The sequence below is a fragment of the Hymenobacter sp. B81 genome (assembly GCF_044628455.1).
GTDB lineage: Bacteria > Bacteroidota > Bacteroidia > Cytophagales > Hymenobacteraceae > Solirubrum.
Genome location: NZ_JBIYZW010000001.1, coordinates 982406 through 1004266 on the forward strand (window position 1 = coordinate 982406; position 21861 = coordinate 1004266).

19 protein-coding genes are annotated in these 21861 nt (G+C 65.3%); 8 read left to right on the top strand and 11 right to left on the bottom strand.

The window, feature by feature from the left end; genetic code table 11:
* Positions 1 to 2 precede the first annotated feature (2 nt).
* The 8 genes from ACE191_RS04390 to ACE191_RS04425 all read right to left on the bottom strand — a co-directional run bounded on the left by ACE191_RS04390 (position 3) and on the right by ACE191_RS04425 (position 7671).
* Complete coding sequence (locus tag ACE191_RS04390) at positions 3 to 320, bottom strand: circadian clock KaiB family protein (RefSeq protein WP_400190963.1); 318 nt, start codon at positions 318 to 320, stop codon at positions 3 to 5.
* Between the two features lie 10 nt (positions 321 to 330).
* The gene (locus tag ACE191_RS04395) at positions 331 to 654 is read right to left on the bottom strand and encodes a circadian clock KaiB family protein (RefSeq protein WP_400190964.1); all 324 of its coding nucleotides are present in this window, start codon (positions 652 to 654) and stop codon (positions 331 to 333) included.
* 9 nt (positions 655 to 663) lie between these two features.
* The gene (kaiC, locus tag ACE191_RS04400) at positions 664 to 2397 is read right to left on the bottom strand and encodes a circadian clock protein KaiC (RefSeq protein WP_400190965.1); all 1734 of its coding nucleotides are present in this window, start codon (positions 2395 to 2397) and stop codon (positions 664 to 666) included.
* Positions 2398 to 2722: 325 nt separating this feature from the next.
* A complete protein-coding gene (locus ACE191_RS04405; RefSeq protein ID WP_400190966.1) occupies positions 2723 to 3415 on the bottom strand; it encodes a response regulator in 693 nt (230 codons plus the stop codon).
* A gap of 36 nt (positions 3416 to 3451) precedes the next feature.
* Positions 3452 to 4237 (bottom strand): sensor histidine kinase, encoded by a 786-nt coding sequence (locus ACE191_RS04410; RefSeq protein ID WP_400190967.1) that lies wholly within the window; start codon positions 4235 to 4237, stop codon positions 3452 to 3454.
* Positions 4216 to 4863, bottom strand: a complete 648-nt coding sequence (locus ACE191_RS04415) for a hypothetical protein (RefSeq protein WP_400190968.1) — start codon at positions 4861 to 4863, stop codon at positions 4216 to 4218. Before ACE191_RS04415 ends, ACE191_RS04410 begins: the two co-directional genes overlap by 22 nt.
* 15 nt (positions 4864 to 4878) lie before the next feature.
* Entirely contained in the window at positions 4879 to 5571 is a 693-nt protein-coding gene (locus tag ACE191_RS04420; RefSeq protein ID WP_400190969.1) for a hypothetical protein, read from the bottom strand.
* Positions 5572 to 5721: 150 nt separating this feature from the next.
* Positions 5722 to 7671 (bottom strand): DNA topoisomerase IV subunit B, encoded by a 1950-nt coding sequence (locus ACE191_RS04425; RefSeq protein WP_400190970.1) that lies wholly within the window; start codon positions 7669 to 7671, stop codon positions 5722 to 5724.
* A 209-nt stretch (positions 7672 to 7880) separates the two neighbouring features.
* On the opposite strand from ACE191_RS04425, the gene ACE191_RS04430 reads away from it, so the two are divergent.
* From ACE191_RS04430 to ACE191_RS04445, 4 genes are all read left to right on the top strand, one after another.
* The gene (locus ACE191_RS04430) at positions 7881 to 9062 is read left to right on the top strand and encodes an AI-2E family transporter (RefSeq protein WP_400190971.1); all 1182 of its coding nucleotides are present in this window, start codon (positions 7881 to 7883) and stop codon (positions 9060 to 9062) included.
* A 111-nt stretch (positions 9063 to 9173) separates the two neighbouring features.
* Positions 9174 to 9650 (top strand): PA2169 family four-helix-bundle protein, encoded by a 477-nt coding sequence (locus ACE191_RS04435; RefSeq protein ID WP_400190972.1) that lies wholly within the window; start codon positions 9174 to 9176, stop codon positions 9648 to 9650.
* Between the two features lie 529 nt (positions 9651 to 10179).
* Positions 10180 to 11658, top strand: a complete 1479-nt coding sequence (locus ACE191_RS04440; protein WP_400190973.1) for an exonuclease domain-containing protein — start codon at positions 10180 to 10182, stop codon at positions 11656 to 11658.
* A 204-nt stretch (positions 11659 to 11862) separates the two neighbouring features.
* The gene (locus ACE191_RS04445; RefSeq protein WP_400190974.1) at positions 11863 to 12639 is read left to right on the top strand and encodes an MbnP family protein; all 777 of its coding nucleotides are present in this window, start codon (positions 11863 to 11865) and stop codon (positions 12637 to 12639) included.
* Positions 12640 to 12673: 34 nt separating this feature from the next.
* Here the strand turns inward: ACE191_RS04445 and ACE191_RS04450 are convergent, their stop codons facing one another.
* Positions 12674 to 14245 carry a hypothetical protein gene (locus ACE191_RS04450; RefSeq protein ID WP_400190975.1) on the bottom strand — a complete coding sequence of 524 codons (1572 nt, stop codon included), beginning with the start codon at positions 14243 to 14245 and terminating at the stop codon, positions 12674 to 12676.
* A 203-nt stretch (positions 14246 to 14448) separates the two neighbouring features.
* Here ACE191_RS04450 and ACE191_RS04455 point away from each other — a divergent pair, with 203 nt between their 5' ends.
* Positions 14449 to 16041 carry a hypothetical protein gene (locus ACE191_RS04455; RefSeq protein ID WP_400190976.1) on the top strand — a complete coding sequence of 531 codons (1593 nt, stop codon included), beginning with the start codon at positions 14449 to 14451 and terminating at the stop codon, positions 16039 to 16041.
* 708 nt (positions 16042 to 16749) lie between these two features.
* On the opposite strand, the gene ACE191_RS04460 is transcribed toward ACE191_RS04455, so the two are convergent.
* Positions 16750 to 17874, bottom strand: a complete 1125-nt coding sequence (locus ACE191_RS04460) for a DNA topoisomerase IB (RefSeq protein WP_400190977.1) — start codon at positions 17872 to 17874, stop codon at positions 16750 to 16752.
* A 302-nt stretch (positions 17875 to 18176) separates the two neighbouring features.
* Here ACE191_RS04460 and ACE191_RS04465 point away from each other — a divergent pair, with 302 nt between their 5' ends.
* On the top strand, positions 18177 to 18992 hold the full coding sequence (locus ACE191_RS04465; RefSeq protein WP_400190978.1) for a M48 family metalloprotease: 816 nt from the start codon (positions 18177 to 18179) through the stop codon (positions 18990 to 18992).
* Between the two features lie 54 nt (positions 18993 to 19046).
* Here the strand turns inward: ACE191_RS04465 and ACE191_RS04470 are convergent, their stop codons facing one another.
* Positions 19047 to 19595 (bottom strand): hypothetical protein, encoded by a 549-nt coding sequence (locus ACE191_RS04470; RefSeq protein WP_400190979.1) that lies wholly within the window; start codon positions 19593 to 19595, stop codon positions 19047 to 19049.
* A 138-nt stretch (positions 19596 to 19733) separates the two neighbouring features.
* Between ACE191_RS04470 and ACE191_RS04475 the strand changes: the two genes are divergently transcribed.
* Both ACE191_RS04475 and ACE191_RS04480 read left to right on the top strand, forming a co-directional pair.
* A complete protein-coding gene (locus tag ACE191_RS04475) occupies positions 19734 to 20897 on the top strand; it encodes an App1 family protein (protein WP_400190980.1) in 1164 nt (387 codons plus the stop codon).
* Positions 20898 to 20905: 8 nt separating this feature from the next.
* Positions 20906 to 21844: a hypothetical protein gene (locus ACE191_RS04480; RefSeq protein ID WP_400190981.1), complete on the top strand. Its 939-nt coding sequence runs from the start codon at positions 20906 to 20908 to the stop codon at positions 21842 to 21844.
* Positions 21845 to 21861 lie beyond the last annotated feature (17 nt).

Below are 21861 nucleotides of genomic sequence, written 5' to 3' on the forward strand. Positions count from 1 at the left end.
GGCTATTCGGCGGCGGGCAGCGGCGGCAGCCCCAGTACTTTCAGCACCCGGTCGCGGTCCGACAGGTCGCCCACCAGCCAGCGCTTCAGGCCGGGGCGTTTCTTGACCAGGGTGGGCGCGGCCACGATCTGCTCCTGCTGGGCCAGCTCGGGCTGCTGGTAAATGTCAATGATGAGCAGCTCGTAGCGGCCCTTCAGGTGCGCTTCGCAAATGTCCTTGAGGTTGCGCACCGCCCGCGTGGAGTTGGGCGTGGCCCCCGTAATGAACAGGTGCAGCACGTATTCGGGTCCTTCTGGCTCGGGGGCTTGCTCGGCTTCCATGCAGCGCGGGCTAGCGGCCCTCCACAGTGCGGATGTCGAGGCCCACCAGCACCCGTTCCTGGTTCGACAAGTCGCCGATGATCTTGCGGATGGGCTGGGGCACCTTGCGCACCAGGGTGGGAATGGCCAGAATCTGGTCGCCCTCGGCCAGCTGCGGGTGCAACAGCAGGTCGATGACCTCGATTTTGTAGCGGCCCTGCAGGTGCTCTTCGCAGTACTTCTTCAGGTTGGCCAGCGCGGTAACCGATTTGAGCGTTTGCCCGGCTACGTACAGGCGCAGCTCCCAGGTTTCCTTGTTCATATCGATGAGGGGGTTGCTTGCGGCGGGGTGCATGGGAGCGGGTTAGGGATTCTGCGGAGCCTCGGGCGCGGGGCCGGCCTGCTCCGCGGGGAATTGCCGCGCAATCTGCTCGCGGCCCTGGCTGAGGGCGAGCAGCCGCTGCTGCTCTTCGTGGTTGATCTGGCGCAGCTCCTCCTCCACCGACTCGAACTCGGTGCGCAGGTTGCCGATGGTGGCCTCCAGCACCCGGCGCTTGCGGGCCAGCTCGCGGTCCTTGCGCTCGGCCTCCTGCTGCACGGCCAGGGCCTGGGCCTGCTCCTGCAGCTGCTGCGAGAGGCGGCTGGCCCCGGTCACGATGCCCGCGGGCCCAATGACCACGTCGAGCAGCTGGATGCCGTGCTCGGTAACCACGAACTCGCGCACCTGGTTGGAGTGGGCCATGCCGCGCGACTTAAGAATGCTGATGCCCCGGTTCCGCTCGCCCACGCCTTCCAGGTCGCGCACGCTCAGCCAGGTGTCTACCAGCGACGAGACGCCCTCCTCGGTCATTTCCTGCTGCACGTTGCGCCCGCTGATGAGGGACGTGAACACCGCCGTGATGCCGTGCACCTTCAGGTAGTCGATGAGGCGGGTGAGCATGCTGCGCACTTCGGCAATGTTGCCCACCGTAATGAGGTTGCTGATGGGGTCGATGACCACAGCGTCGGGGCGGAACTCGCCAATGAGCTTGTGCAGCGTGACCAGGTGCTTTTCCAGGCCGTTGAGCGTGGGCCGCGAGGCCTCAATGCGCAGCAGATTCTGGCCGAGATGGGGCTGCAGGTCGATGCCCACCGAGCGCATGTTGCGCACCAGCTGCTGGGGCGACTCCTCGAAGGCAAAGTACAAACAGCGCTGGCCCTGCTGGCACACGGCGTGGGCAAAGCCGGCCGCCAGCGTGGTTTTGGCCGTGCCGGCCGTACCGGTAATGAGCACGCTGCTGCCGCGGAAGAAGCCCCGCCGCCCAAACATCTCGTCGAGGCCGGCAATGCCGGTGCTCACAATCTCGTCCGACACCTCGTGGGCCAGGCGCAGCGAGGTCACGGGCAGCACCGAAATGCCGTCTTCGCTGATCAGGTAGGGGTACTCGTTGGTGCCGTGGGTGCTGCCGCGGTACTTCACAATGCGCAGGCGGCGGGTGGTAATCTGGTCAATCACCCGGTTGTCGAGCAGGATGACGCAGTCCGACACGTACTCCTCCAGGCCCTGGCGGGTGAGCGAGCCTTCCCCACGCTCGGCCGTGATGATGGTGGTCACGCCCTTGTCTTTGAGCCAGCGGAACAGGCGCCGAATCTCGGAGCGCAGCACGCCCTGGTTGGGAAAGCCCGAGAACAGGGCCTCGATGGTGTCGAGCACCACGCGCTTGGCCCCGATGGAATCGATGGCATAGCCCAGCCGGATGAACAGCCCTTCGAGGTCGTACTCGCCGGTTTCCTCAATCTCGGAGCGGTCCACGTGCACGTGGTCGATTTTGAGCATGCCCTCGGCCTGCAAGGCCCGCAGGTCGAAGCCCAGCGACGTCACGTTGGCCGTCAACTCGTCGGCGGTTTCCTCGAAGGCCATCAGCACGCCCGGCTCGCCGTACTGCACAATGCCGCGCACCAAAAACTCCACCCCCATGAGGGTTTTGCCGCAGCCCGCGCTGCCGCACACCAGCGTGGGGCGCCCCCGGGGCAAGCCGCCCGCGGTGATTTCGTCGAGCCCGTCGATGCCCGTGGGGGCTTTGGGCAGTTGGGGCAGGGCGGCAGCGGCGGCAGTCATACAGGCGGCGGGTGATGGAGAGGTGGCGGCGCCCCGGCGAGCCTCCCGAAGAGAGCCTGCAGCGGGTGCCCACCGGCCCGCTCAGCAGAGCGGCAGTGTGCAAGGTACGCAAACGCGGCGGCTAGGGCGAAAAGCGCCACCGCCCTTCGCCCGCTTACCCGCAGCCGGAGGCCGCGGGCCAGCCGGCTTCCTTGCCCCCAGCGGCTGCCGCGCCGCCAATGCCCCCTAGTCGCTTACGGGACCGTTTGGTGCCTGAAAAAATGCTTGCGCTATCGTTCCTACCGTTCGCGGTAGTTGTCGGTTAGGGCGGAGCGGCCGGCGGGTCTCAGGGCGCGCCGGGCAAATCGACCAGCTGGTGGCGCACGGCAAACAAGGCCAGGCTCACGGCGTTGGCCATGCCGGTTTTGTCGAGCAGGTTTTTGCGGTGGCCCTCCACGGTGCGGAAGCTGATGAACAGCCGGTCGGCAATCTGCTGCGAGCTGAGGCCCTGGCAAATCAGGGTCAGCACTTCCTGCTCGCGCTCGGTCAGCTCCAAGGGCTGGGCCAGGCCGGGCACCTTCAGGCGCTGGGCGCGCGGGCGGGCGGGCTCCTGCAACCCCTGGCGCATCACCTGGGCGGTGGTCGCGTCGATGTAGTAGCCGTGGGTGTGCACCTGCTCGATGGCCTCGCCCAGCAGCTTCTGGTCGATGTCCTTGGGCAGGTAGGCATGCACGCCCAGGCGCATCAGCTCCAGAATCAGCTCGGGGGCGTAGTTCATCGACAGGATGATGATGCGCATCCCCGGAAAGCCCGCCAGAAGGGCCCGGCTCACGGCGCGGCCGTCCTGGTCGGGCAGGTGCAGATCGAGCAGCACCACTTGGGGCTGCGGGGCGCAGGCCTGGGTCAGCGCGTCGAGCAACTCGCCCCCCGAGGCCGCTTCCACCACCACCTCGAAGCGCGGCTCGCGGCTGAGAATGTGGCGCAGGCCCTGGCGAAACAGGCGGTGGTCGTCGCAAATGGCAAGCTTGATGGAAGACATGGCGGCGGGGCGGGATGGGAAATGGAAGCGGGTGGGTTACAAAGGCAAGTGCAGCTGCACGCGGGTGCCCGCGCCGGGGGCCGAATGCACTTGCAGGCGGCCGCCCAGCAGCTGGGCGCGGGCCTGCATCCCGCCCAGGCCTAGGCCGGGCGCGGCGGCGGGCCGGGCAGAGTTGAAGCCGCGGCCGTCGTCGTGTACCTCCAGCAGCAGGGCCCCGGGCTGGCGCTCTAGGCGCAGGCTGAGCTGCCGGGCCTGGGCGTGCTTGAGGGCGTTGCCCAGAGCCTCCTGCACAATGCGGTAGAGGGCCAGCTGGTGGGCCTCGCTGAGCGCGTCCACCGCGGGGTCGACGTGGGCCTCTACCCGCAGGCCGGTGGCGGCGAGGCGGTCGAGCTGGGTGCTGAGGGTGCGGCGCAAACCCAGCTGGTGCAGGGTGGCCGGCGAGAGGTTGTGCACGATTTCGCGGATGTTGCGCACGGTTTCGGCCAGGATGTCGGTGGCCTGCCCGGCCAGCTTGGCCACGTCGGGCGAGGCGGCCTCGTAGCCGATCTGGCCCACGAAGAGCTTGGCCACCGAGAGCGAGGCGCCGATTTCGTCGTGCAGGTCGCGGGTGATGCGGGCCCGCTCGCTTTCCTGCGAGGCCACCACGGCCTGCAGCATCTGCTGCTGGTGCTCGAGGGTGAGCTGCTGCAGGCGCAGCTGCTGGCCCTGGGCGCGGCGCTGAAACAGCACCAGAATGAGCACGGTGGCGGTGGCCAGCAGCAGCATCACGCCCACGCCGCCAAACAGCAGCCAAGCAAAGGTTATTTCGGCGGGCTTATCCATAGGGCGTAGGTATAGGCGGCGTACAGCAGCAGGTTCAGCCCCGCGTGCGTCGTCCAGATGTAGTTATTGAGGGTTTGGGAATAGTTAAGGGCGTAGTTGATAAACAAATAGATAAAGAAATTGGCCGCGAAGAACACCAGCAGCCCCAATGACACCCACAGCAGCGGCCGCCGCCACAGCTCCCCGGCCGCGGCGGGCTCGCGCAGGCTGCGCACCAGGTAGCCCAGGGCCACGGCCATCAGCAGTACGCTCTCGACGGAGCGGGCCAGGTTGTTGATGACCAGGGGCTGCCCCCGCCGCCAGAGCTGCTCGGCCAGCACCCCGGCCACAAACAAAGCGGCCAGCACCCCGGCGGCGCGGCGCAGCCGGGGCCACTCGAAGCTGAAGACGCCCAGCAGCAAGGCCAGCTCGCCGCTCATGTAAATGGGCCACAGAAACAGGTTGTTGATCCGCAGCACCCAGCACACCCGCGACACGATTTCCACGGCCAGGGCAAACCACACCAACGCGGCCAGCCAGCGCCCCGCGGGCGGCAGCGTGCGAAACCGGTAGGCCGCCGCCCCGCTGGCCACCAGCACGGGCAGCATGGCGGCCAGAATGATGAGCTGCTCGGCAGTGTAAGGCATGAGCGGCGCCGCCGGCTAGCAGGTGCGCGGGCAGGGCGCGGTCAAGTCGAAGTACGACTCCTCGAAGTCCGTTACCCGCTGGCCGGCGGCCACGGCGTTGAACAGCAGCCCGAAGGTGTACACCACGCGGCCCTGGGCGTCGTCGGGGGCGGTGGGCAAGCCCAGATAGCGGTGCAGGCCGAAGGCGATGCGCACGTTGGGCGCGTCGGCGAAGGGCTGCAGGGCTTCCATGAACTCGTGCACGGGGTAGTTGTAGCCCTGCAGAAAGCCGTAGGGCGTGGTAAACACCGCGGCGTCCAGCTCGTCGGCCTGCCCCTTTTCGGCCCAGTGCTGCATCCACTGGCGGGCCAGCTCGGCGGGCAGGTTGCCCTGCGGGGGTGCAGTGTTGGCTCCGGCCGCGTACTCGGCCTGGTTAGGGTTGTAGTAGGGCGTCAGGCGCTGGCCGTAGGCATCGACGCCGAACAAGAGCAGTTCGAAGTGCTCGTGGCCGTGCTCGTCGCGGCGCAGGCCGAAGCGGATCTTGACGGTGCTGGCCCCCAGCGTGGAGAGCAGCAGGCTGGCGCTGGCGTGGTCGAGCATGACGGCCACCTGCAGGGCTTGGTCGCGGCGGAAAAACGAAAAGGGCTTGTCGCGTTCCTGCTGTTCGGCCCAGGCCAGGGTCCACTTCGCGAAGGTCGAATCCGAAATCAGGGGTACTTCTAAATTCATCAGGTAGGTATTTGTACTTAGTGCGGGCAAGGTAATCATTCTGCCCAGCCGGGCGAAACGGCGCGCACGTTTCCGCCGCAGCGGCCCGCAAAAAGCCCCGCCGGACGCGCAGTCCAACGGGGCTTGTCAACGAGCAAGCGTGGAGCCGGCCTAACCGAAGGCCAGGTCTTCTTCGGCCACGGTTTCCACCGGCAGCGTGTCGGAGGTCACCAGGTCCTTCTCGATGCGCAGGTGGTCGATGATGAAGTTCTGGCGGTCGGGCGTGTTCTTGCCCATGTAGTAAGTCAGCAGCTTCTGGATGGAGCGGTCCGACTGCAGAATCACCGGCTCGAGGCGGATGTTGTCGCCGATGAACTTGCCGAACTCGTCGGGCGAGATTTCGCCCAGGCCCTTGAAGCGGGTGATTTCGGGGTTGCGGCCCAGCTTGCGGATGGCCGCCTGCTTTTCCCGCTCGTCGTAGCAGTAAATGGTGGTCTTCTTGTTCCGCACCCGAAACAGCGGGGTTTCCAGAATGTAAACGTGACCGTTGCGCACCAGATCGGGGAAGAACTGCAGGAAGAAGGTCAGCAGCAGGAGGCGAATGTGCATGCCGTCCACGTCGGCGTCGGTGGCAATGACCACGCGGTTGTAGCGCAGCCCTTCCAGCCCCTCCTCGATGTTGAGCGCGTGCTGGAGCAGGTTCAGCTCCTCGTTCTCGTACACGATTTTCTTCTTGAGCCCGAAGCAGTTCAACGGCTTGCCGCGCAGCGAGAACACCGCCTCCGTCTCTACGTTGCGGCTCTTGGTGATGGAGCCCGAGGCCGAGTCGCCCTCGGTGATGAAGAGCGTGGTGAGGTCTTCCTTGGTCGCGTCGCGGTTTTCGCCGAAGTGGAAGCGGCAGTCGCGCAGCTTGCGGTTGTGTAGGCTGGCTTTCTTGGCGCGCTGGTTGGCCAGCTTCTTGACGCCTGCCATGTCTTTCCGCTCCCGCTCGCTCTGCTCGATGCGGCGCTTGAGGGCCTCGGCCGTGGCGGGGTTCTTGTGCAGGAAGTTGTCGAGGTGCTCCTTCACGAAGTCGACCACGAAGTTGCGCACCGTGGCCCCGTCGGGCTCCATCACGATGGAGCCCAGCTTGGTTTTGGTTTGCGACTCAAACACCGGCTCCTGCACCCGGATGGCAATGGCCCCCACGATGCTGGCGCGGATGTCGGTGGCGTCGTACTCCTTCTTGTAGAACTCGCGCAGGGTTTTGACGATGCCTTCGCGGTAGGCAGCCAGGTGGGTCCCCCCCTGGGTGGTGTACTGCCCGTTCACGAACGAGTAGTATTCCTCGCCGTAGTCGTTGCCGTGGGTCAGGGCCATTTCAATGTCGTTGCCCTTGAGGTGAATCACCGGGTAACGAATGGCATCGGGGTCGGTTTTGCGCTCGAGTAGGTCGCGCAGGCCGTTTTCCGAGTGGTATTTCTGCCCGTTGAAGTTGATGGTGAGCCCCGCGTTCAGGTAGGCGTAGTTCCACATCTGGCTTTCCAGAAACTCCGGAATGAAGCGGTAGTTGCGGAAGATGGCGTTGTCGGGCTCGAAGGCCATCAGCGTGCCGTTGCGCTGCGAGGTCTTCACCGGCTTCGGGTCGCTCACCAGCTGCCCGGCCTGAAACTCGGCCGACTTCATGAGCCCGTCGCGCACGCTCTGCACCACGAAATTGGTGCTCAGCGCGTTCACCGCCTTGGTGCCCACGCCGTTCAAACCCACCGACTTTTGAAACACCTTGGAGTCGTACTTGCCGCCGGTGTTGATCTTGCTGACCACGTCCACAACCTTGCCCAGCGGAATGCCGCGGCCGTAGTCGCGCACGGTCACGCGCTGGTCGGTAATCTTGACCTCGATGGTGCGGCCGTAGCCCATCATGTGCTCGTCGATGGAGTTGTCGATAACCTCCTTGACAAGAATGTAGATGCCGTCGTCGGGCGACGATCCGTCGCCCAGCTTGCCGATGTACATGCCCGGGCGCAGGCGAATGTGTTCGCGCCAGTCCAACGAGCGGATGGAATCTTCGTTGTAGCCGTGGTCGGGTTTGCCGAGGTCAACTTCGGGGCCGTTGGGTAACGCGGGGTGCTGATCAGCCATTCCTGAAATCCTTCAATCTTTTTTGCGGTAAAATAACGCACAAAGCCGGGGTTTCCCACCTTTGCGGCAGCCGGCCGCCAGGCTATTGCTGTTGGCAAACCGCTGCTGACCCAACTACCGCCGCCGGGCTTAGGTTCAGTCAAAAATCCGAAAATTCCGACAGCATTCCAAGGTTCTTCGCCTCTTCTCCCTCCCAATACTTTTAGCAAATGCTTCCTCCCCAGAACAACTTCAACGTGCCGCGCCCTCCATCCAGCGCGCCCGAAATCAAGCTCCCCCCGGCCGTGTACTACACCCTGGTGCTGCTGGGCTTGGTGCTGCTGGTGTACTCCCTGCGCCTGCTCGACGACGTGCTGCTGCCCATTCTGTTTTCGGGCCTGCTGGCCTTGCTGTTGCTGCCGCTGTGCCGGCGCTTCGAGCGGTGGGGTATGCCGCGGGTGCTGGCTATTATCCTGTGTTTGCTGCTGATGGTGGCGCTGCTGGCCGGACTGGTGTACTTGTTCGGCTCGCAGATTATGCAGTTTCAGGCCGAAATCCCCAAGCTGCAAACCCGGCTCATCGAGTACTTCGACCAAGTGCAGCAGTGGCTGAGCCAGAAATTCAACATGAAGCCCGTGAGCAAGCAGCAGCTCATCGACCAGTCGCTGAGCTCGATCAAGAACAAGGCCGGCGGCTACCTCGGCACCACCATCAACACCACCACCGACGTGCTAAGTGTACTAGCCTTGGTGCCCATTTATATTTTCTGCTTTCTCTACTACCGCGACCATCTGCGCCAGTTCCTGTTCCGCTTCGTGTCGCCCGACCACCGCAAGGAGGCGCTGGCCACCATGGACAACGTGCAGACCGTGGTGCAGGCCTACATCACGGGTTTGCTCACCGTTATCGTCATTGTGGCCGTGCTCAACGCCATCGGGCTGCTGGTGCTGGGCGTCAAGTTTGCCATCTTCTTCGCCGTATTTGCCTCGATACTGGCCGTGATTCCCTACATCGGCATTCTGGTGGGCGCCGCGCTGCCGGCCCTCATTACCCTGGTGGAAACCGGCTCGATGGTGCAGGCGCTGCTGGTAGTGGGCGTGTTCGTGTTCGTGCAGTTCCTGGAGGGCAATTTCATTACGCCCATGATTACCGGCTCCAAGGTCAGCATCAACCCCATGGCCGCCATCATTGCCCTGATTCTGGGCGGGGAGCTGTGGGGCACGCCGGGCATGATTCTGAGCATTCCGCTGGTGGCCGTGCTCAAGGTGATAATGGACGCCTACAAGCCCCTGGAGCCCTTCGGCTTTTTGCTGGGCGACGTGGCCTCGGGCGACGACAACCAGCAGGATCTGACCGACCCCAACCCCAACTGGCTGAAGCGTACCTGGCGCAGGCTGCGCAGCTCCAGCTAAGCCCGCGGTGTAACCCCGACCCGGCGAGGCGAGTATAAGCCCCCGAAAGCCGCGCTTTCCAGTCGCCGCTTTTGCGGCTTTGCCGCTCATCCACACCAAACCCGAACTACCATGTCTGCTATAACTCCCGACACCGCCCGCGCTTTCAACGACCTGGTCGAAATCAACAAGACCGGCGCCAAGGGCTACCAGGAAGCGGCCGAAGGCGTCACCAATCCCCAGCTGAAATCGGAGCTGAGCCGCCTGAGCCAGCAGCGCGCCCAGTTTGCCGCCGAGCTCGAGCAACAGGCCCGCTCCCTGGGCGTGCAAGCGCCCAGCCAGGAAGGCACCATTGAAGGCGCCCTCACCGATGCCGCCGCTGCCGTGCACCGCGGCTGGATCAACCTAAAATCGGCCGTGACCGGCCAGAACGACTCGGCCATTCTGGGCGAGTGCGAAACCGGCGACAGCGTGGCGCTGCAGGCCTACGAAACGGCCCTGAAAAGCACGGCTCTGCCGGCCCAGGCCTCCTCGGTCATTCAAAAGCAACACGGCGAAATCCTGGCCGCCAAAAACCAGGTGACGCAGTGGAAAGCCTCCAACCGCTAGGGTTAACCTGGCTGTTGAGAGAAGGGGCGGTCCGTCGAAAGGCGGGCCGTCTTTTTTTATGGCCGGCGGTGGACTTACTCCTCCCCCGGCGCTGATCAGAACCGTACCCGGGCAGCTGTAAACCCCTGCGCCGGTCAATTAGAACCGCGCTCCGGAGTTGTAAAACCAAACTCCGGTGCTGTAAACCCGAACTCCGGAGCTGTAAAACCAAGCTCCGGTGCTGTCAAACCGTGCTCGGCTGCTGTAAAACCCTACTCCGGTGCTGTAAAGCCACGCTCGGGTCAGTCAGAACCGCGCTCGGCAGCCGTAAAGGTCTGCTGCCGTCGCGTATTGGCCTGCCGACGAGCCGTTCCCGCGGGGGTAGGCCCTTCGGCTGCGCCGGACGCCAGATGAAGCCTGACAGTGAGCATCCAGCCGCGGGCCGCTTCGCTATTCCCCCCGAAGCCTTTCAGCGAATCAACTCGGCAGGGAGCCAAAAGGCGGCTAACTTTGTTAGGCCCCGATACCAGACGCCTTAGCAGCCGCTCGCTTGTACGCCATCATCGACCTTGAAACCACCGGGGGCCAGCCCACGCAGGACCGCATCACCGAAATTGCCATCTTCATTCACGATGGCGAGCAGGTGGTCGACTCGTTTGCCACCCTACTCAACCCCGGTCGGCCCATTCCCTTCTACATCCAGCAGCTCACCGGCATTACCGACGAGATGGTGCGCGAGGCGCCGCACTTCCACGAGGTGGCCAAAAAGGTGGTGCAGATGACCGAGGGCTGCGTGTTTGTGGCCCACAACGTGCGCTTCGACTACTCGTTTCTGAAAAAGGAGTTTGCCGACCTGGGCTATACCTACTCGCGCAAAACCCTGTGCACCGTGCGCCTGAGCCGCTCGCTGCTGCCGGGCCAGCCCAGCTACTCGCTCGGCAAGCTGTGCCAGAACATCGGCATTCCGCTCCAGAACCGCCACCGCGCCGCCGGCGACGCCGAGGCCACGGCCATTCTGTTCGACCGCCTGCTCAAGATCAGCCAGCAGGTGGAGGCACCGGGCTACGAAGCCGCCGCGCCCGCGGCCAAGCTCGCGGCCGTGGATGCCGCTGCGCCCTCCGGCAACCGCGCCGCCAAGCAGCCATCGGCGCGTCGGGTAGCCGCCGTGCAGCAGGCCATCAAAACCGCGCTGCTGCCGCCCAACATCACCCCCGAGCTGGTGGCCTCGCTGCCCCAGGAAGCCGGCGTCTACTACTTCCACGACGCGCAGGGTGAGGTGATCTACGTGGGCAAGAGCATCAACATCTACAAGCGCATTCAGCAGCACTTCGCCATCGACTACAAGTCGCGCAAGTCGCTGGAGTTTAAGAACTCGATTTCCGACATCACCTGGGAGCTGACGGGCTCGGAACTGGTGGCGTTGCTGCATGAGTCGGCCGAAATCAAGCGCCTCAAGCCGGCCTACAACCGCCAGCAGCGCCGCTCCATTTTCCCGGCCGGCATCTACCTGCGCGTGGATGAAAACGGCTACAAGCGCCTCTACTACGGCCGCGCCGACGCCAACAACCAGGAAGTTCCCATCATCGCCCTGGCCAACCAGTTCAAGGCCAAAGGATTTCTCTACCACAAAGTAGCGCGCTTCCACCTCTGCCAGAAGCTCTGCGACCTGTACAAAACCCCGGGCTCGTGCTTCGACTACCAGGTGCACCGCTGCAAAGGTGCCTGCGTGGGCCAGGAGCCGGCCGAGGAGTACAACAAGCGCGTGGATGAGGCCGTGGAAAGCATTACCTACGAGCACCAGACCTTCGTCATCATCGGCGCCGGGCGCCGGGCGGGCGAGCGGTCGGTGGTGGTGGTGGAGCACGGCCGCTACCTGGGCTTCGGCTACCTCGACGAAACCTTCACCGCCCGCCGCTTCGACGCCTTCAAGGACGTCATCAAGTCGCAGGTCGACAACAAGGACGTGCAGCAGATCATCCGTCAATACCTGCGCACCAAGCACAAGGACAAGGTGAAGGTGTTTGCGTGATGTGGTGAGATGGTGAGTTGCCATTCCGGCGGCCCCTGCGTGCGCCAGTAGCACGGCGGCGCGCCATTTGAACGGCAAACTCACCAGTTCACTACTTCACCATTTCACCGCCCGGGCAACCTCGCGGGGGTGGGCTCCGAGTGAGGGGGCAGCGGCGGCTCCGATGGGGCCGCCGCTGCCCCCTCACCTGTTGCTGCTGCGCCCATGATTCGCCCGCTGCTTTTTCGCTCGTTGCTACTGCTAGCCAGCAGCGCCCTGGTTTCGGCCTGCCACGATGAGGGCTCGGCGCCGGAGCCCGAGCCGGCGCCCGGCCGGTTCAATCTGCACTTCGACCATGTGGCCGGCGGCAGCCCGCTGGTGCTCAACACCGGCGAGTACACCACCGGGCAGGGCGAAACCTTTCGCGTGTCGGACCTGCGCTACTACGTGAGCAACCTGCACCTGACGCGGGCCGACGGCAGCACCTGGGTCGAGCCCAACAGCTACCGCCTGATTGCGCACGGCCAGGCCACCGCGCAGCACGCCACGGTGCAGGGCGTTCCCGCGGGCGAGTACACGGCCATTTCGTTTCTGATTGGCGTCGACAGCCTGCGTAACACCGCCGGGGCCCAGACCGGCGCCCTCGACCCTTCGCACAACATGTTCTGGGACTGGAACCAGGGCTACGTGTTCTTTCGCCTCGTGGGCTCGTCGCCGCAGGCGCCCGGGCAGGCGCTGGGCTACGACGTGGCCGGCTTCCGCCACCCCTTCAACACCCTGCGCACGGTGCGCCTGACCCTGCCCGGGGGCGCGGCCCTGCGCATCCGGGCCGACAACGCTCCGGAGGTGCACATTAAGGCCGACGTGCTCAGGCTATTCGATGGCCCCCACCCCATCCGCCTTGCTCAAACCTACTTCGTGGCCGGCGGGGCCGACGCCATGAAGCTGGCCGACAACTACGCCGCGGGCATGTTCCGCATCGACCACGTGCACGGCAACTAAGCGGCCGCGCAAAGCAAAGGTTTCGCGCACCACCTCAATACAGCCGGTGGCGCAGCAGCCAGCCGGCGGCGTCGTACTCGTTGGCGCGGGGCTGGTAGCTTTCCACTTCCACGGCCTGCTTGTCGACCTTCAGCACATTGCCGTCGCCCGAGTCGAAGACCCGCACGCGGGCCCGGAAGCCGCTACCAGCCGAGTCGGGCTGGTGAATCAAATCCTGGCCCTGGCCGTCGTAAAGGTCGATGCGGATGCGGCGGTCGGGGCTGCCGATGAGGTCGAACCGGTCGTTGCCGCCCAGGCCAAACAGCTTGATCGAGCCGGTCTGGCGGGCGTCGAACACCCGCTCGCCCACCAGGCGCGCTGCTCCGCCTTTACCCAAAGCCAGGACCCGCACCCGCACTTTCCAGTCGCCCACGGCCTCCACCACGAAGTGCTCGGGCCCATCGGTGCCGGGAATTTCCACGTCGCGGGCCAGCTGGCGGTAAAACTCCTCGGCCACCCGCGGCAGCTGCTCGCGCCGGCTGATGAGCTTCTGCCGGAATTCCTCGCCCGACAGCGCGTAAATCGGCGGCGGCCACAAGCCCACGGCCTGGCCAATCACGTCGTCGCTCAGGCGCCGGCGCAGCGAGTCGGCCACCTGGCGAAAGTCCTGCTCGCTCAAGTACACCAGCAGGGACTTGTCCATGGGCCGGGCGGCGCGGTTGAGGCCCTCCACGTCGTGCAGGCGAATCTCGCGGGTGAAGGTCTGGTAGTTGGTTTTCACGAAGCTGATGAGCCGGGTGAGCACGCCGTCGTCGAACTTGAAAAAGGCGTGGTCCCGGTCGCGGGGAATGGCCCGGTACACCACCGACGAGTCGGGGGCGGCAAACCGGGCCCAGCGCCACTGGTCCTCGCGCCGGCTCCAGTCGCCCAGCCACATGTCGAACAGGCGGCTGCGCAAATACTGGCGGGCATCCACGCGGTGGCGGCTGTCCTGCACCAAGCGGCCGAATACCACGCGCGAGCTGACCACCTGCGCCGAGCGGCCGAAGCTTTCCACCATGCGCTGGTCGCCCTCGGGCCGCTCTTCAAACAAGTAAAGCTGGTTGGCAAAGGCAGCGCGGTACTCGCCCAGGCCGGGGTCGTCGCCCAGGTACACCAGCCGGGGGTTGGTGTGGTACACGCCGGCCGCGGCCGCCAGCGGCGGCACGATGTAGGCGCCGTAGGGGTGAATCACGCTGGTCTGGTCCTTCATCAGCCGGCCAATGAGCCCCCCGCGCAGGCGCTCGGGCAGGGCCGCCGTGGGGTCTTTGTCGACGGAGCGCAGCACGAACTGCTGGCCATTGGCGGCCACCAGGCGCAGGTTCTTGGTCTGGAAGGAGCCGCCTTCGCGCACGGGCGTGAGGCCGCCCGGCACGGCCGTGGCCAGGTTGAACACCGGGGCGCTGATGGGGGTGGCCCACTCGTCGCGGTAGTGGAAGCCCCAGAACAGCCGGTGCAGCCAGCCGCGCCGGTACTGCGGCCCGGCGGCCTGCTGCACCACCGAGTCGGGCCCGATGGCCAGGGGGGCACGGGCGGGCGGCGCGGCGGCGGCGGGCGCGCCCAGCAGCCCTAGCAGGACTAGCAGCACGCTCGTGGGAGTAGGAAACAACAGCAAAGCAGGGTGGTTACGGGGTGCGGCAGGACCGGCGGGGCGCTTGCCTGCCACCGGCCCGCTGGGTTATACCCCCGGCAAGGGTCCACGGTTTTGTCGGAAGCCGGGTAGCCTTTCGCCGCAGCCCTGCGTTCAAGGAGTCAACAAGCTCATCCGTGCCCAACCTTTCCTCCCTCCGCATGACGCGCTGCCTGCCCGGCCTGGGGCTGCTGCTGGCCCTGCTCGCCACCCCGGGCTGCGCCCGCCGCACCTTCTTTCAACCCGATGCCCGCGTGGAGGCCGCTCCCCTGCCGGCCGCAACCGACACGGTGCGCGCCACCGCCGGCCGCCACTACCAGCGCGGCGTGCTGCACCGGGCCTTGTTTGGCACCCACTACCGCCGGGTGTGGGCCACGCCCATCAGCGCCCCGGTGCTGCGCCTGCCCACGGCCGAGCCGGGCGGCCTGCAGCCCGGCAAAATCGGGGGCGGCTTCCAAACCACCAGCATGACGGTGAAGGCTGCCGACGGCCGCGAGTTTGCCCTGCGCACCCTCGATAAGGACCCCTACAAAACCCTGCCCAAGGTGATGCGCAATACCTTTCTGCTGAACTGGGTGCGCGACGTGACCTCGGCCGGCAACCCCTACGCCGCCTTCGTGGTGCCGCCGCTGGCCGAGGCCGCCGACGTGGCCCACACCAGCCCCCGCCTGTACTACGTGCGCCCCGACGAAAGCGGCCTGGGTGAAGCCTCCGAGCGGTTTCGGGGCAAGCTGGTGATGCTCGAAAGCAAGCTGGAAGGCGAAAAGCTGCGCCGCCCCGACGGCAGCACCTACGCGGCCGTGGAAAGCGACGACCTGCTCGAGCACCTCTACGCCGCGCCCGGCGCCCGCGTCGACCAGCCCCAGCTGCTGCGCGCCCGCCTGCTCGACCTCTGGCTGGGCGACTGGGACCGGCACGAGGGCCAGTGGAACTGGGAGCTGCGCGGCAGCAACCCCACCCGCTACGTGGCCCTGCCCAAAGACCGCGACCAGGTGTTCTTTCGCTTCGACGACGGGCTGCTGCCCTGGCTGGGCAGCCGCTTCGTGAAGAAGTTCCGCACCTTCGGCCCGCGCTACCAAAGCATCGAGGGCTACACCCGCAACGCCCGCTTTCTGGACCAGCGCACCCTCAACGAGCTCACCCGCCCCCAGGTACTGGCCGAAGCGCGCCGCCTGCAGCAGGTCCTCAGCGACGAAGCCATTGAGCGCGGCCTGCGCCGCCTGCCGCCCGAAGTCTACCGCATCGAAGGCCCGCGCCTGGCCGCCGCCCTGCGCCGCCGCCGCGAGGCCCTGCCCGAAGCGGCCGAGAAATTCTACCGCCTGCTGGCCCGCGAGGTAACCGTGCCCGGCACCGATAAGGAAGAATGGTTTGTGGTGGACCGCCAGAGCGACACAGCTACGGTGGTATCGGTATATGCCCTGACCGAAGACGCCGAGAAGCCCGACGAAAGCCGCCTGCTCTACCGCCGCTCGTTTCACCCCCGCGACACCCGCCGCGTGCTGCTGCACGGCCTGGGCGACAAGGACCGCTTTGAGCTGCGCGGCCGGGTGCGCCGCTCCCCGCGCATCGACATCTACGGCGGCCCCCACGACGACACCGTGCAGGATTCGTCGCGGGTGGCGGGCTGGGGCAAGAAAACCCGCTTCTACGACACCGTGCGCAACAACACCTACGAGCCCGGCCCCGAAACCCGCGACCGGCGCACGCGCGGCGTCGAGTCCCACGCCTTCGACCGCGACGGATCGGGCCGCTGAGCCCCGCTCCGCTCCTGCCTCCCAACGCTCCGGGTACGACGCCCCGGCGGATAGCAGCCCCTGCTACCGCCGGGGCGCTTCGTTTAGGCCCTAAGCCCCGGATTCAGCAACCAAAGCTCCATCTATAGCAACCGAAGAGCCATTCATAACAACCAAAGCTCTATCCATAGAACCCGAAGCTCCGTCGATAGCAACCGAAGAGGTATCTATACCAACCGAAGCTCCATCCATACCGACCGAAGAGCCATCTATAGGACCCGAAGCTCCATCTATAGGATTTTTTCCTTCTTAGGTTAGTATAGATGCTGCTTCGGCCGTGGTTGGGGCCGCTTGGGTTGGTGGTGCGGCGGCTTTGGGCGCTATCGGTGCTGCTTCGGGGAGGATAGCTGCCTTATCGGGAAATACCGATGCCGCTTGGGGAGCTGGCGGTGCTACTTCGGCAGATGCTTGCGGGACCTGGCCAGTAGCGGCTGCCGGTCGAGGGTTGCAGTAGCCTCGTCGGCAGCTAGCGGAGCCACTTGGCATGGGTATTCCGAAGCCTGAGCCGGGGTGGCGCGGCCCGCGGGACCAGCCGTTGGAACGCCGAACCGCCGCCCAGGGCCGCGAACTGCGCGTTCGGGGCCTCGGGCGGCGGCTGGGGTATCGCGGCGTACCAAGCGAGCGGCTTTGAGCAGCCTTCCTGGCCCGGCGGGCGGGTTGGCGGGTGGTTTATTTATCCACCGAATCGAGCATTTCCAGCACCAGGTGTTCGGTGGGCGTGAGCAGGTCGTCTTCGGCGGGGTCGGCGTCGTGGCGGCGCAGGTAGTCGATGAGTTTGTCGGAGTTGAACAGCTTCACCACCTGGGGGTGAATGTAGTATTTGCTGCACACGGTGGGCGTGTTGCCCAGGCCCGCGGCTACGTCTTTCACGGCTTTCTTGAGCACCTTCTCCTTGGGCAGCTCGGGCTCCTGGTGCAGGATGCTTTCGAGGCACTCCACCATTTTGACGGTGCCGCCCCAGGTGCGGAAATCCTTGGCTGAGAGGGCAATGCCGGCGGCCTCGCGCAGGTACTCGTTCACGTCGCCCGACTCCAGCTCCTGGCGCTGGCCCTGGGCATCGTAGTACTGAAACAGGTGCTGGCCGGGTATTTCCTTGCACTTCTGCACCAGCCGGGCCAGCTTCCGGTCGCGCAGGGTCACATTGTGGGCCACGCCCTTCTTGCCCACGAAGCTCAGGCGCAGCTCGCTGCCCTCCACCTGCACGTGCCGGTCGCGCAGGGTGGTGAGGCCGTAGCTCTTGTTTTTCCTGGCGTACTCCTTGTTGCCCACCCGGATGAAGGATTGGTCCATGAGCGTGACCACGAGGGCCACCACCTTGGCTTTGTCGAGCTGGGGGCGCAGCAGGTCCTGCTGCAGGCGGCGGCGCAGCTCGGGGAGCTTCTGGCCGAAGGCGCGCAGGCGGCTGAACTTGGTGAGCGAGCGGGCCTGGTCCCAGAGCGGGTGGTAGATGTACTGCTTGCGGCCCTTCAGGTCGCGGCCCGTCACCTGCAGGTGGGCCTGGGGCGAGGCGGCAATCCACACGTCGGACCAGGCGGGCGGAATCACGAAGCCCTGGATGCGGGCCAGGATTTTCTCGTCGCTAATCTTCTCGCCCTTGGCATCGACAAACACGAAGTGGCCGTTGCGCCCGGCCTTGCGCTGAATGCCGCCTCGCTGGGGGTCGGCCAGGTAGCGCAAACCGGCCAGCTCGGCCTGGCGGGCAGGGTCCTTGTAGAGCTCGTGCACGTCGGCCTCGAGGGGCGGCAGGTGTTTCTTCTTGACTTTGGGACGAACCGGGGCAGTGGTGGTGGGCATGGGGAAGGGAAAAGCAACGGGGCGGCGCCAGCCTTGGCGCGGCTATGCTTGTACGCAGCCGTCGCCCGGGCAGCCATGCGCCTGCCCGGCGCGGCGGCCCGGGCACCCGCTCCTGCCCCCGCTGCGCCGCCCATTTGACAGGCGGCGCCCGGCAACCCGGGCAAAAAATACCCGGCTCTGCTTCAGCCGCAACACCCCCCAGGCCCGGCCCGTATGCCCAGCGGCGGCCGAATTGGCACCGTTTTTTCTTTCCACCCGCCACCTTCTCTTCACCACCTTTCTTTTTCTTGCCCTTACCGCCCATGCTCCGACGCACTTTCACCCGCCTATACCTGTTTGGCGCCCTGGCCCTGGGCCTGGGGGCCGCTACTTCTTCCTGCACCGACAAAGACGGCAACCCGGTGCTCTTCAGCCTGGAAGACGACATTGCCCTGGGCCAGCAGGTAGCCCGCCAGACCGACTCGACTTACGCCGCGAAGGGCCAGCTGCTCACCCGCAGCGCCAATCCGCAGGCCTACCAGGCCCTCGACGCCGTGGTGCAGCGCGTGCTCAACTCGGGCCAGGTGCAGTACCGCAACGAGTTTGCCTGGGACGTAAAAATCATCAAGGACGACAACGTCCAGAACGCTTTTGCCTCGCCCGGCGGCCACATTTACGTGTTTACGGGCCTGATTAAGTACCTCGATACCGAAAGCCAGCTGGCCGGCATCCTGGGCCACGAAATGGCCCACGCCGACCGCCGCCACACCTCGCGCCAGCTCCAGAACGAGTACGGCATCAACCTGCTCTTGAGCGTGGTGCTGGGCGAAAACCCCAACCAGCTGGCTCAGATTGCCGCCGGCCTGGGCACCCTGAAGTTTGGCCGCGACTTCGAGCGCGAAGCCGACGAGTACTCGGTTATCTACCTCAACGGCACCGGCCACTACGCCTGCGACGGGGCCGCCGGCTTCTTCATCAAGGCCCAGGAGCAGGGCGGCGCCGGCGTGCCCGAGTTCCTGAGCACCCACCCCGACCCCGGTTCGCGCATCACGGCCATCGAAACCAAGGCCACCGAGCTGAACTGCCGCAACCGCACCCCCGCCAACTCCAACCTGCAGACCCTGAAAGCCAGCCTGTAATCCGGCGCTAGGTTTCGGTCAGTGTAAGGCCAGCCTCTTTCGGGGCTGGCCTTGCTATTTGCGCCATATCCGCACGGTATTGCTGACCGCAGCCGTGCCCAATGCCTGGGGCGGCTGGTAGCGCAGCAGCAGCTCGTAGCGGCCCGTGGTTCGGTTGAAGTAGGTGGAGCAGTCGGGCTGCGTGGGCGAGCGGACTGCCTGGACGAAGCGACTGGGAAACACGCGGTTCAGATCGACCTGCACCAGCATGGTCCGTTGCTGGCCGGGGTCGATGCGGGCGGGTTGAAGCGCGGCCTCGCCCCGGCAGCGCGGGCAAACGCTGAGCAGGTCGCCCTGGGGCGTGCGGCCGGCCAGCTGCAATACCTGGCCCACGGTGCAGGCGGCTTCAATGGTATCGGCGTAGTGGGCCAGCCAGGCCGGCTCGGGGCCGGGGTTGCGGAATGTGGCCCGCAACCACACGATGTTGTAAACACTGTCGGCCTGGGCTTGCAGGCTCAGCTCCAGCGGGCCGGTAGCAAAGGCGGTATTGGGCGGGCGCTGGCTGACGGCGCAGGCGCTCAGCAGCAAAGCTGTGCCGAGGTTATAGGCAAATAGGGGGCTCATCAGGCGTAGGGGTATCGACCAAGGAATTCAGTGGCAGCAAAGTACGCGTTCGGCGCGCAGCGCAGCGGCGCGTAAGCCAACACTCGGGCCCGGCCTTGCGTTGAGCAGAATTCGTTTCTTCGCCCCAAACCACCCGCTATGGCCCTACTCGACCGCCTCAACGACTTTGCCGAAAACGCCGATGATCTGCTGCGCCGCGCCCGCACCCGACTGGGGCTGCTGCACCCCGTGCAGGTGGTGTCGTTTCGCAGCTACGGCACGCCCGAGCGCCTCTACGTGAAGGGGCGCGTGCTCACCGACAAGGGCATCACCGAGCCCGACCCCACCGACTCGCGCCTGCACAACCTGCTGAACATGTACCGGCGCTTCGACTCGCAGGAAATTCCCGGCGCCCAGCTCGTCATCCGCCCCGGCGACGGCACTGAGCACCCGGTGGTAACCGACGAGGAAGGCTACTTCACCCTGAACCTGGAGCCCCGGCAGCTTAACCCGCCGGTGGACTTTCTCTGGCATCCCGTGGAAGTGGAGCTGCGCCAGGCGCCGGCCCCGCTGCCCGCCCAGCGCACCATTCACGCCCCCGTACTGGTGCCCCCCGCCGACGCCGAGTACGGCATCATCTCCGACCTCGACGACACGGTTATCCAGACCTCGGCCACCGATTTGCTGCGCATGGCCCGCACAGTGCTGCTGCGCAACGCCCGCTCGCGCCTGCCCTTCAAAGGGGTGGCCGAATTCTACCGCCAGCTGCAGTTGGGGCGCAACGGCAAGCGCAACAACCCCTTCTTCTACGTTTCTTCCTCGCCCTGGAACCTGTATGACCTGCTCGACGACTTCCTGGCGCTGAATGAGATTCCGCCCGGCCCGCTGCTGCTGCGCGACATGGGCCTGAAAATGAAGTCGGCCGGCGACGCCTCGGCCCACCACGGCCATAAGCTCAAGGAAATCGACAACCTGCTCCTCACCTACCCCCAGCTGCCCTTCGTGCTCATTGGCGACTCGGGTCAGGAAGACGCCAACATCTACCGGGAGGTGGTGCGCCGTCACCCCGGCCGCGTGCTGGCCATCTACATCCGCGACGTGAACCTGGCCGAGCGGGCGACCCTGGTGTCGCAGGTATCGGAGGAGCTGCGCGGCCACAACGTGGAGATGCTCTTGGTGAAGGATACCGTGCAGGCCGCCGAGCACGCTGTGCGCAGCGGGCTCGTGTACACCGAAGCCGTACCGGCTGTGGAAGCCGACAAGCAAAAAGACGAAACCACCCCCGAAGACCCCGGCGAAGAAGCCGAGCAGGAAGGAAAGTGAGTTGCCAGTTGCCAGTTGCCAGTTGCCAGTTGCCAGTTGCCAGTTGCCAGTTGCCAGTTGCCAGTTGCCAGTTGCCAGTTGCCAGTTGCCAGTTGCCAGTTGCCAGTTGCCAGTTGCCAGTTGCCAGTTGCCAGTTGCCAGTTGCCAGTTGCCAGTTGCCAGTTGCCAGTTGCCAGTTGCCAGTTGCCAGTTGCCAGTTGCCAGTTGCCAGTTGCCAGTTGCCAGTTGCCAGTTGCCAGTTGCCAGTTGCCAGTTGCCAGTTGCCAGTTGCCAGTTGCCAGTTGCCAGTTGCCAGTTGCCAGTTGCCAGTTGCCAGTTGCCAGTTGCCAGTTGCCAGTTGCCAGTTGCCAGTTGCCAGTTGCCAGTTGCCAGTTGCCAGTTGCCAGTTGCCAGTTGCCAGTTGCCAGTTGCCAGTTGCCAGTTGCCAGTTGCCAGTTGCCAGTTGCCAGTTGCCAGTTGCCAGTTGCCAGTTGCCAGTTGCCAGTTGCCAGTTGCCAGTTGCCAGTTGCCAGTTGCCAGTTGCCAGTTGCCAGTTGCCAGTTGCCAGTTGCCAGTTGCCAGTTGCCAGTTGCCAGTTGCCAGTTGCCAGTTGCCAGTTGCCAGTTGCCAGTTGCCAGTTGCCAGTTGCCAGTTGCCAGTTGCCAGTTGCCAGTTGCCAGTTGCCAGTTGCCAGTTGCCAGTTGCCAGTTGCCAGTTGCCAGTTGCCAGTTGCCAGTTGCCAGTTGCCAGTTGCCAGTTGCCAGTTGCCAGTTGCCAGTTGCCAGTTGCCAGTTGCCAGTTGCCAGTTGCCAGTTGCCAGTTGCCAGTTGCCAGTTGCCAGTTGCCAGTTGCCAGTTGCCAGTTGCCAGTTGCCAGTTGCCAGTTGCCAGTTGCCAGTTGCCAGTTGCCAGTTGCCAGTTGCCAGTTGCCAGTTGCCAGTGTGTACTCTGGTGCTTCTCAGAGGTTAAGCAAAAAGGCCCTATTC